This is a genomic window from Ruegeria hyattellae (genome assembly GCF_041537925.1).
In the GTDB taxonomy this organism is placed as follows: Bacteria; Pseudomonadota; Alphaproteobacteria; order Rhodobacterales; family Rhodobacteraceae; genus Ruegeria_C.
The window spans coordinates 17,614-28,642 of record NZ_JBGOSH010000028.1 but is presented as its reverse complement, the minus strand read 5'-3'; the positions used below and the strand labels follow the sequence as shown (position 1 = coordinate 28,642).

Sequence of the window (11,029 nt, the reverse complement as noted above, 5' to 3'; positions counted from 1 at the left end):
GACGCGGCATACCTTGCCCCGTCAGAACCTCAACCTGCCGTAACTTCGTGACAATCTCTTCCGGCTTCGGTCGCTTGTTTGCCATCGGTTTCCTCCATATTCCTAAACATAGCGGAGGACCACTTCAGTGGGGGAGGACCAACATCATGTTTTTCGATGCGGGCCGGGGTGCAACTTTGCCTTTGGGCGCCGACGGCGGCCCGCGTTGACAAACCTCGGAAGGAGGAAGTCGCGGGGGTCTGGGATCAGACTATGGGGAAAGTGCACCGATGGGTGAGGCTGACGTTGCCACGGTCGCGCGGTCGACTGTCTTGGAGGCGCTTGCTGCGGTCATGTTATGCCAGCTTGGCCGCAAGCATGTCACCGATTGAATGCGAATGATGCGATCCACGTCGCCGTTTTGGATGACGGCTGCAGACGGATTCGCCCGATCATCCAAAGGTGACCGGCTGATATTGTATTGGGTGAACAGGCTTCGTGTCATGCGGCCTGCTCCCTTGGTGGCGCGCGCGACATTGGTTTCTGGCCGCGCCGGAAGATCTCGATGATGCGCATGTCGCCACCGCAGCACGGGCAAGGTTCGCGCAAAGTGAGAGGGGTGATCTTGGGTTCCGGGTCTGGTTCAGCGATTTGCTCGGTGCGTTGAACACGGAGCAACGCTCGGATCTTCATGATGTTTGCTTTGCGCGCCGAGCTGGCCAGAAGGCCATAGTGGCGGATGCGATGGAAGCCGTTAGGGAGAACGTGGATCAGGAAGCGGCGGATGAACTCGGGTGTGGCCAAGCGCATGATCTTTTGGCGGTCACCGCGCTTGATACGGTAATCCTTCCAGCGGAACGCGACGGTTTCTGCATCGGCGCTGATCAATCGATGGTTCGAGATGGCAACCCGATGTGTGTATCGACTCAAATATGTCAGGACTGCCTCGGGCCCTCCGAAGGGCGGTTTGGCATAGATGACCCATTCAGATTTGCGGAACGGGGCAAGCCACTGGACAAAGGTATCCTGCTGCGCCAAGCGATCGAGATTGCCAAAGAAGTTGAGCAGGCCTGAACGGTGCAAGTCTATGAGCCCATCGAGAAACAGGCGTCTGAACAGCCGCGCCAACACCCGCACATGCAGGAAGAACCCGGGCTTGCACGCGACCCATTTGGTGCCGTCCAATGACAGACCACCACCGGGCACGATCATATGGATGTGTGGGTGATGCGTGAGTGCCGATCCCCAGGTGTGCAGGACGCTGGTCAGGCCGAACTTCGCGCCGAGGCGCTTGGGGTCGGCGGCGATGGTCATCACTGCCTCGGCTGATGCACGGAACAACAAGCCGTAGACCGCCTTCTGGTTCCAATACGCGATACGGGCGATCTCAGCGGGCAAGGTGAAGACAACGTGGAAGTACTCGACCGGCAGCAGGTCTTCAGTACGCGCCTCCATCCAATCGCGTGCGGCGGGTCCCTGGCATTTGGGGCAATGCCGGTTCTTGCAGCTGTTGTATGCGATGTGATGGTGGCCGCATTTGATGCATCCCGCCACATGCCCGCCAAGAGCTTCGGTTCGGCAGGTTTCAATCGCCGACATTACCTTGAGTTGGCCGAGACTTATATATCCCGCATTGGCCCGCCGCCACGCGGGGCCATGTCGTCGAAAGATATCTGCGATCTCCAGCTTCGGGCGCGGCAACCGCCCGGCCTGCTACTCCAATCCCCGCCTGACGGTGTGATCCTGCAGCTTCTCCAACATCTCGTACGGGCTGACGGTGCCGCGAATGGTCTTGGTCGCGACATGGGTGTAGCGCGCCGTCGTGCTCAGCTTTGAATGCCTCAAAAGCACCTGGATCACCCGGACATCCGTTCCGGCCTCGAGCAGATGCTTCGCGAAGCTGTGCCGCAGGGTGTGCAGGGTCGCGGGCTTGTTGATCCCGGCCATGTGCTTGGCAGACGTGAACGCGCGGTTCAGCTGACGCGGTGACAATGCCATGATCTTGGGTTTGCCAGGAAACAGCCAGCCCTCGGGTCGCGCCTCTCGCCAATAATCACGGAGCAGAACAAGCAGCGCGGGCGACAACATCGCTTTGCGGTCTTTGTCGTTCTTGCCCTCATCGACATGGATCAGCACCCGGTCACTGTCGATGTCCGAGACCTTTAGATTGCAGACCTCCGATGCCCTCAGCCCCGCGCCATAGCTGATCCCCAAGGCCGCGCGATACTTGAGCCCCGGTCCGGGAACCGCCGCCAGAAGATCGCCCACCTCCTCGACGCTCAGGACAACCGGCAGCTTCTTCGCCCTGCGCCGGAACTGCATGTACCGCTTCATCTCTTCACGCCCGCAGGTCATGCCAAAGAAGAACCGCAGCGACACGATCCTGGCGTTGAACACGCCGGTTGAGACGCCAGAATCCGTCATGTGCAGCTGATAGGCACGCAACTCATCCGGCGTCGCCGTATCGGGTGAACGCCCGATGAACTCGGCCAAGTACCTGACCGCCCTGATATGGCCTTGCTGGGTCTTCGGTGACATCCCACGAATGCGCATATCTTCTATCATCCGCGCACGCAGCGGGCTCATCTTCTCCTCTGTCATCGGAACCTCCTGTCATCAGATTGAGAAACCCCAATCGTCAGACAGGTCATCAAGATCGCAAAATATACGCCGTCAGGATCGGCTCATAACGCCAGCCACAAGCGCCATTGCCGCGATAGCGGCTTCGTCCTCCCTGCGGCTGCGGCGCGGGAATGCCTGCGATTTGAAACAAGCTAGCGATCATTGAGTTTGAGCGCCTGCCGGTCCCTAAGATATGGGAGCCGGGATTGGGCGGTCGACACTTTGTCTAACTCCAGAGTCCCATATAGAATCTCGGTCTCTTTTCCCGCCCGCGCAAGCTCTTGCCCATCTGGGGTCGCAATGAAACTTTGACCCAAAAACTGTAGTCCATTTTCGGTCCCCGCGCTATTGGCATAGGCGAGGTAAATACCATTTTCATAGGCCCGCGTTGGTATCATCCGTTGCGCGACCCAGTCCCATTGAACGCCAAGCGCTGTGGGCACGAGGACGAGCTCCGCTCCCAATGAGGCCACGTGCCGCGCCGTTTCCGGAAATTCCGCATCGTAGCAAATCAAGGTCGCAATGCGCACGCCACGATATGAAAAGAGTGTGCAGTCTCGGCCCGGTGTGAAGTGGTCCCCTTCAAAACCCGGTGGGATCGCCAGCTTACGGTGACCGCCCAGCACCGCACCGTCTGGCTCGATACACTGGACCGCATTGAAGATCGCCTCTCCCTCAATTTCGGGATACCCATAGTGAATTGCGACGCCGTGGGTTTTGGCAAGCGCTGCGACGGCTTTTGCGATAGGTCCGTCGGCGGGTTCGGCCCGTTCCACAACTTGACTGCCGATGTTGTAACCAGTGGCGAAAAGCTCTGGCAGTACCAGAAGGTCCGTAAATTGCCTTGCAATACGAGGCAACATTTCGGCCAGCCAGTCCAGCCGGTCTCGTGTGGTTGCTAGCTCGGCCGGAGATTGCCCCACAGCAAGGCGAAACGTGCGGCCCATCCTTAGTTTTCCGTGACCAGCAGACTACGGGGATAGTTGGTAATGTACTCAAAGCCCGTCTCGGTCACGACGACGGAATCGCCGATACGACCGGCTGTCACCCCATCAATTGAGATGCCTCCGTCCACGGCAAAGGTCATGCCGGGTTGCAGGATGGTGGTGTCGCCAGTTTTTAGCTCAGGTGCCTCCAGATAGGCAACTCCAATGGATCGGCCAGTACGATAGCCGGTCTCATATCCGCGCTCGGAATATACCTCATTTGCGGCAGCGGCGACCTGTTGAGCCTCGATACCGGGACGAATTTCTGCAATTGCGGCCTGTTGCGCGTCTATGGCGGCTTCTTGGACACGAGCGGCATCGTCACGAACATCGCCAACGTGAAACATCCGGTCAAAACCGAGTTTGTATTGTTTGAACTGCGCCATGTTGCAAAAGCAGAAATAGACCGGGTCAAAACGCTGGTAATGACGAACGGAAGCACGGCGGTGCACCATTGATGTGTCGGCGCCGCTTTGCAGGATCTGCAGGTTGTGGATCATAGGCGAGACGAATCTGTCCCAGCCCTTGTCAGTCAGAAATGTTGCGGCTTTACGCGACCCGGCCTCAATCACCGCAAGTGCGCTTTCAAATTCCTGGGCGCCCTCCTGCAAGCTAACATGCGCGGCCTTCATCATTGCCCCGGCGATCTGACCGGCCTCTTTCATCACCTGAATTTCAAATGCGGATTTGATCATCCGCATGGCGCCCAAAACCGGCGAGATATCCTTGATCAACGCGCCCGGATAGGTTTCATCCAGATGGTTGCGCACAATTGCCGGAATGCTACCGCGTTCTACCCAGATTTCGTCTGGCTTGTCACCCAAAGCGCCAGCAAGCGCACGGCCCCATGTGCGTTGCCCCATGTCTTCCCAAGTGCGCACATCTTCGACCCAAGTCATGGCGCCAACCATTTCGCTTTCCATCAGCGGGGTGATCACGATGGGGGCCTTATCGGCATTCACAACCAGCATGGTCGGGCGGCCGAACTCAATACCCAGATAACCCCAGAATCCCGCAAGATATGCGATGGAGCTTTCGTCGGTAAGAACGGCGCGCTGAATGCCCATGTCTTGCATGCGGGCCTGAAGCGATGAGGTGCGCATTTTGGCTTCATCAAGCATGTCAAATTTCCTGAAATGGTGGGTCCGTGTATTTGGTAGCTGCATTAGCTGTATGCAGGAAAGAAATCAACTAGGTGAAAACTGTCTAAATTGTCCTAAAAGTTCTTTTGGTGTATACAGGTTTCGTTGAGGAGGCAGCAATGAGCCACATCACACAGATCGCCGAGGCAAGCCCCAAAGGCACAGTCGAGTCCATTCAGACTGAGCTTTTGAAACGTATCTGTTTCCTGGATTACCAACCCGGTGATCAGCTAAAAGAGGCCGAACTCGCCGCCGAATTCGGCGTTAGCCGCACACCGGTTCGCGATGCGATTAGCAGGATCAGTCATCTAGGATTGGTTGAAACAAGAAATGGCGTCGGTACAGTGGTTGTCGCGCTGACTTCGGCAAAGATACGGCATGTCTATGATATGCGCCTTGAATTGGCCTCCCTGATTGGCGCCATGTCGCCACGCCCAATCACACCGACCGACTGCGAATCTGGCCAAGACTTGTTGGAAGAAGCTCGTGCACTATGCGAATCTTTCGATCCCAAGCGATATGTTGAAATCAATCATTGTCTACACGAATTGATCGCCAACCTAATCGGAAACAGCATTCTGCAGTCGTTCTGGTGGCAAACCTACTACCAGGCCGCCAGCACCTGGTACCGTGTTGGCAACCAGGTGGGCCCTGATGTGGCGCTGGCATTGGTTGCGGAATTGGAGGATATCAATACAGCTCTGAAACTTGGCGATATGGCCGCGATCGGGTTTATCCAGCGTACTCATATCGGATTTGGTTATCAGCGGATTAAAACGCACTTGCTGTCGCCCGATGAGGATTAGCGAAACCAATCCACGGCCCAGAGCTGACCTTGGTAAAGGTAGCCGAATTCTGCGGTCGCAGGCGGCTTTGTTGCCATTCGCCGCGCATGCAAAACGTCGAAGGGCGTCGACGTCAGGATTGCGGGATAAGGCAATTACTCCTGCGCCTGCGTCTCCCGCGCTCTTGACACCCCGGCCCAAGGCCGAAGTCTTCTCACCGCAAGAACCAACAACGCACCTAAAACCACACACATCATGATTTTGGAACCGGTCCCCATGGTGCCCTCGATCATGAGCGCGTGCGCCACCGTTCCGACGACGACCACCATGGCGGCCATGGTGTGAGCAAGGCGCCAGACCTGCGGACGCAAACGCAAACTCTTCCTGAACCCGGCCAGGAGGGCTGCAGCGACCAACGCCCACATTGCTATGACGCCGAACGCCGAGAAGGCTGTAGGCGCAGTGAAGGTCAGCGCGTCAATCATGTCAGGTGGGCTCGTTATCCAGAGACCGGCAACATGAACGGCAACGGCGAACAGCAAGGTCGCGCCGGTCCAGCGATGGATCCTGCGCCCGACCGGCATGGGCAGCCCGGGAAGGAGCCCTGCTGCCAGCAAAGGTTGTAATAACAAAAGCGCCAGGGCGATCACGCCCGCGCAGCCTGCAGTGATGTAGATTGCGCTGCGATATTGAAGCAACTCACTGTTCGCCGCCACGACCACTGGCCCGGCAGTGACGACCGCAAGCGCAGCCCAGATTAGGATAGCCCTGAATGCAGCCACGGTCAGGCGGGCTGCAAAACAAAATGCGCGCTTAGGCTCCTGTCTCGAGAGCTGGCCATGACAGGACGAAGAAACACCGTCTCGAATTCGCTACTGTCATAGGCGAGGTGCCCGTGCGGTTGTCCAAATGCCGGCACGATTTGTGGCATCTCCAATTGGAAGATACCGTCAGCGTTGGTCAGGGTCGCACCGTGGCTCCATGGGTCGCGCTCATGTCCTTCTGTGGTGTGCGCCCAGATCTGGATGCGAATGCCCTCGAGCGGAACACCGTCACCCGCGCGCCGAACGGCGCCAAACATTAGAAAGCCACCGCCACCGATCCGATCAACGACGGGGGCGCCAGGTAGGTAATTGTTGGACCCTCCGCGCATAGATGTTGTGGGAGCCAAGCTTTTCGCGCGCAGGGGCGATGCCAAGGTGCTCGCGGTTGCCAGCACGGCTGCAGTCCCGGTTGCGATAAGGGTACGACGGTCCATCAGAGTATGGCTCATAGAGAGGCCTCCCTCGGGTCAAAGCGCGTTGATTTGTGCATTCTAGCGCAAATCCGTTCTGACGCATGAATACTGGTATGCGTCGCACAGGTTTGTGATCTCCCTGCGCGTAGGGTCCGGAATCGCGTCGAAAAAAGCGAGACAAATCTGCGCTTGTCACTGTCACATCGCTACGGATACTTACTCCGGTTCTTCCAAATGCTCGAAACACCGCGGCACATCCTTTGTTTTGCGAATACAGCACTGACAGCACTGACAGCACTGCACTGCTTTCCGCGCCTCAAATCCACCGCAACTCAGCATCAAGACCTAGAAATCTCCCACAGGCGTCTCGGCCCAGGGCTGCCATTGGCCAAAGGGTCAAGATGCTGCGGTCGCAGCCCGCATAGCGGCCATTCACCACGAAACCCTATTTGATTGGCGGGCGGACTTACTGATCGCGAGGCAAAGCCCACGTTGGTTGTGTTTGCACGAAAGTCTGCTGGCCTTGACAACCCCTTTTTGACGAGCAGCCTAACACGCGCCATGAGCCCATGTTTTATCGACCTTATGGCAATTAAACTGGGTTTGTGCAGTATTCGGGTCGCGGGAGAAAGCCACGGTCTTTCGCGCATGTCGGTTGTGAAAGGGGTCGCTATGGATATGAGGCAGATACTTGAGGACTTTGATGAGGCCTACAATCATGCCTTCAATCGAGGTGACGCTGCGGGTTGCGCCGCTTTTTTTACAGAAGATGTCATGCTTCTTGCGCCGGGTGAACCAATGCTGCGCGGAAGAGAGGCATTCATCGAAACTTATCAATCTCGAATAAAACAAAATACTGGCGGAACGCATACCAATGAGTTGATCGATTTCGGGGTTGACGGCGATACTGCCTATCAGGTGGGATCGTTTGCGATTTCGGATTCTGATCCTCCAGAGAAAGGTAAATTCGTAAATGTTCTGAAGCGCCAAACGGACGGCACTTGGAAAGTCTACATTTCCATCTTCAACAGTGATCAGCCATAGCGCATTCGGAAGGGCCAGGCCAAAGCAGCTACCAGGTTGTGTTTCTTTTGACCCCGCTGATCACGGAAATTGTTTTGCTCGTCAGCGTGCCTGCAATCGAACGGCCGCCCAGCCGATCTACTTGAGCTCCTTGAGGGAGCCGCCCGCCGGATGCATCAAACCTCAAGCCTTCGTCATGCCTTTGCTCATGGAGGCGCCATAGCCGCCGAGGACACGCGCGTCGATCACCACCGATGCGCCCGCTTTGGCGCGGGCAACTCCCTCCAAAACCGCGTCGGTAAGCGTCTTTGCTGTGGCCACCGGTCCGATGCCGATCAATCCTTGGGCTTGCGCGATGCCGGCAATGTCGATGTCAGGTTCGGCGATCCGCTGGCCGATCCATTTGTTCTCAATCGGACGGTTTCGTTGCTGCGCAATCTTGCCCTGGTGGATCTCATCATTAAAAAAAGACTGATTATTGGCCACGACGATCAGAAACGGTACTTTGTTATGAGCTCCTGTCCAAAGTGCCGAAACACCCATCATAAAATCTCCGTCGCCGAGAACTGCGATCGGGAGACGTGCGCCTTCCCTCATAGCCAGTGCTGCTCCAACGAGCATGCCCGGTCCTGCCCCAATTCCGGCGCCGCCATCACACCCGAGATAATCGAGGGGATGCTTAAAATGCCATGAGCCTCCGAGCCAACCAAGCGGCAACCGAACGAAACTGACGATCTCGTTCTCCAGCCCCGCTCCGAGGGCGGCAGCGAAGGTTTCAGGATCTAGAGCGGAAGATGGATCAGCCTGTGTGCAAACTGGATTTGTGGTTTTGTCTGGAGGTGGCAACCCGATCGGCGCACCAATGTGCGCAACAAGGGCCGCAACAACGGTGTCGGGCATTGCGGCAATATGTAAATCGGCTGGTGCCAACGCCTGATGGTCAAAACTCCACCCATTTGTAAGTTGATGGTCTAGGCTCACTTGGACAACTTTAGGGGCGTCTCGATGGCGCCCCGCTTGCCGCAATGTGCCAGCGAGATCGATCCAATCAAAACTGATCACGCAATCGGCGACTTTCAGGGCCTCGATGCTGGCATGAGAGAGAAAATATCCGGGATCTCCGACATGGAGAGCATGGTTTGTGGGGAAGCTGGCTCCGGTCTTGATATCGGTGATAACTTTTGCATCAAAGGCTTCTGCGAGAGCGACTCTGCGGGCCCAATCGCTTGGATCTCGGGAAACACGCCCCATCAAAATCAGGGGTGAACGAGCATCTCTCATAAAGGTGACAACCGTCTTGAGAGATGCACTATTGGGCTCAGCCTCAGCGGGAAGTTCGTAGCGCGCAGGCGATGGAATAGCGTCATCATGCCCTGCGGTTAAGGCAAGAGGTTGCTCCTGAACGGTTACATCGAAGGCAACATAAACCGGGCCCATGGGTGCCGTTCGGGCGATAACGGATGCCCGGTTCATTGACTCCAACGATGCCGCAATTGACATCGGTTGATCGTCCCATTTGGTGTAAGGCCTGACAATCGCCGCCTGATCGCGCGAAGTGTGAATCCAATCAATCCATGGCCTGCGCAGTGAAGCATCATATGGTCCGGCGGCACCAAACACCATGATTGGAACTCGATCGCACCAAGCGTTGTAGATCGCCATGGAGGCATGCATTAGGCCGACATTGGCATGAAGTGCCACCGCCATGGGCTCACCGGTGACCTTTGCCCAGCCGTGAGCAATTGAGACCGCATGCTCTTCGTGAAGGCATAATAGAATCTGCGGGCGCTTGTCTCCGAGATGATTTACCAGACTGTCGTGAAGCCCGCGGTAACTTGAACCAGGGTTGAGGGCTATGTATCGGAGCCCCAATGCCCGCATCATCTCGGCAATGAGATCGCTTCCCCAAGCGGGTTGAGGTTGGTTAGGGTTCTGTTTCTTTGGACTTTCGTTCCCATCGTCGTTCATCTGGCAGCTCCAGTGAGATCGTAAGAAACCGTGCATTGATAGATTGCAGTTTGATCAGGCTAGGCCGAGAATCAAAGCAAATTCTGGACTGTGGCGAAGCAGGATTGACCGGCCCATTGTACGACTGGGGCCTCGGTCATCGGCTCCGGAAGTTAGTGACTGCTCAGGGAAAGCCATACAGCATCGCAGGATTGTCTACCAAGATGCGGCGGCGCAGGGCCCGATTGGGAACCCATTCGGTCAGCAGATCCAAAAGGTCACCATCGTTGGCCATCGGTTTGGTGGTCATCGGGTGTGGCCAGTTGGTGGCCCAGAGACAGCGGGCAGGATTGGCTTCGATCAAAGCCCGGGCAAAGGGTGTCACATCAGCGTAGTGCGGCCCAGGTTCCTGACCCAGGTAGTATGCCCCGGACAGTTTGACCCATGCCCGACCCTCCGCCAACTGTTTCAATAGCCAGTGGAAACCCGGATTATCCAGGCCTTTGCCGGTGGGCATGTAACCCATGTGGTCAAAAACCACGGACAAAGGCAAGCTCTCGATCAGAAATTTGACATCGGCGTCCATTTTGCTGACGTCCAAGAAAAATTGGAGATGCCAGCCCATATCTTTTATCCGTGTCGCCAAGCGCATATAATCCGCAAGGACAGGGGCTCCTTTGAAGAGGGGATTGATACGTAGCCCGCGGATACCGGCCTCGTGAAACCGCGACAGAGTGTGATCGTCTACCGTTGGCTCGACCACCACCACTCCACGAAAGGTGCCTTCACTTGCCTGGATTGCCGCCAAGGTGGCCCGATTGTCGGTTCCGTAAACGCTGGGCTGAACAATCACTGCCCGCGTCAAACCGAGAGTAGTCAACACACACCGGTAAGCGCTAAGTAAGGCTTCGGGCGGATCATAGCTACGGTCGCGCTCGAATGGAAAGCGCGCCAGCGGACCCATGATGTGGGCGTGGCAGTCGCAAGCTCCTTCCGGCACGGTTACATCTGGCTTTCGGGGCCTTGGATCGGGTCTGGCACAGGACGGACGTTGGTTTTCACTCATGTCCTAGTTCCCCTTTTATCGTCCCTCAATTTACCTGAACGGCGGATAGTGACCAGCCCCTTGTTCCCGGGCCGGTAATCTGGGCTATCTAATAGGGGTGTTAACGTGACAACACCCAGATGAGAGATCAGGGGATGTCCATTCCATCAAAGCCCCAAGATCGTACACTTCAATATCTTCACGCACACGACTGTTGCTACCGCGTCGCTGGTTCGGGGGCGCAATTTGTGGTAGAGTCACTG

The 11,029-nt window shown here is 56.7% G+C and carries 11 protein-coding genes; 3 read left to right on the top strand and 8 right to left on the bottom strand.

Features of this window, described 5'->3' with window-relative positions; genetic code table 11:
• A partial coding sequence (locus tag AB1E33_RS28930) for a hypothetical protein (protein WP_372580687.1) occupies window positions 1–209 on the top strand: 209 nt, incomplete at its 5' end.
• 271 nt (window positions 210–480) lie between these two features.
• Here the strand turns inward: AB1E33_RS28930 and AB1E33_RS28925 are convergent.
• The 4 genes from AB1E33_RS28925 to AB1E33_RS28910 all read right to left on the bottom strand — a co-directional run bounded on the left by AB1E33_RS28925 (window position 481) and on the right by AB1E33_RS28910 (window position 4,708).
• Window positions 481–1,680, bottom strand: a complete 1,200-nt coding sequence (locus AB1E33_RS28925; RefSeq protein WP_372580686.1) for an IS91 family transposase — start codon at window positions 1,678–1,680, stop codon at window positions 481–483.
• Between the two features lie 12 nt (window positions 1,681–1,692).
• On the bottom strand, window positions 1,693–2,580 hold the full coding sequence (locus AB1E33_RS28920; RefSeq protein WP_372580685.1) for a tyrosine-type recombinase/integrase: 888 nt from the start codon (window positions 2,578–2,580) through the stop codon (window positions 1,693–1,695).
• A 173-nt stretch (window positions 2,581–2,753) separates the two neighbouring features.
• A complete protein-coding gene (locus AB1E33_RS28915; RefSeq protein ID WP_372580684.1) occupies window positions 2,754–3,548 on the bottom strand; it encodes a carbon-nitrogen hydrolase family protein in 795 nt (264 codons plus the stop codon).
• 2 nt (window positions 3,549–3,550) lie between these two features.
• Complete coding sequence (locus AB1E33_RS28910) at window positions 3,551–4,708, bottom strand: M24 family metallopeptidase (RefSeq protein ID WP_372580683.1); 1,158 nt, start codon at window positions 4,706–4,708, stop codon at window positions 3,551–3,553.
• 140 nt (window positions 4,709–4,848) lie between these two features.
• On the opposite strand from AB1E33_RS28910, the gene AB1E33_RS28905 reads away from it, so the two are divergent.
• Entirely contained in the window at window positions 4,849–5,535 is a 687-nt protein-coding gene (locus AB1E33_RS28905; RefSeq protein WP_372580682.1) for a GntR family transcriptional regulator, read from the top strand.
• A 134-nt stretch (window positions 5,536–5,669) separates the two neighbouring features.
• Here AB1E33_RS28905 and AB1E33_RS28900 read toward each other — a convergent pair whose 3' ends face one another.
• Together AB1E33_RS28900 and AB1E33_RS28895 are read right to left on the bottom strand one after the other, a co-directional pair.
• A complete protein-coding gene (locus tag AB1E33_RS28900; protein WP_372580681.1) occupies window positions 5,670–6,230 on the bottom strand; it encodes a ferric reductase-like transmembrane domain-containing protein in 561 nt (186 codons plus the stop codon).
• Window positions 6,231–6,298: 68 nt separating this feature from the next.
• Window positions 6,299–6,787, bottom strand: coding sequence for a twin-arginine translocation pathway signal (locus AB1E33_RS28895; protein WP_372580680.1), 489 nt, complete (start codon window positions 6,785–6,787; stop codon window positions 6,299–6,301).
• 417 nt (window positions 6,788–7,204) lie between these two features.
• On the opposite strand from AB1E33_RS28895, the gene AB1E33_RS28890 reads away from it, so the two are divergent.
• Entirely contained in the window at window positions 7,205–7,795 is a 591-nt protein-coding gene (locus AB1E33_RS28890) for a YybH family protein (protein WP_372580679.1), read from the top strand.
• Window positions 7,796–7,957: 162 nt separating this feature from the next.
• Here AB1E33_RS28890 and AB1E33_RS28885 read toward each other — a convergent pair whose 3' ends face one another.
• Entirely contained in the window at window positions 7,958–9,742 is a 1,785-nt protein-coding gene (locus AB1E33_RS28885; protein ID WP_372580678.1) for a thiamine pyrophosphate-binding protein, read from the bottom strand.
• A 163-nt stretch (window positions 9,743–9,905) separates the two neighbouring features.
• The gene (locus AB1E33_RS28880; RefSeq protein WP_372580677.1) at window positions 9,906–10,787 is read right to left on the bottom strand and encodes an amidohydrolase family protein; all 882 of its coding nucleotides are present in this window, start codon (window positions 10,785–10,787) and stop codon (window positions 9,906–9,908) included.
• Between the last annotated feature and the right edge of the window lie 242 nt (window positions 10,788–11,029).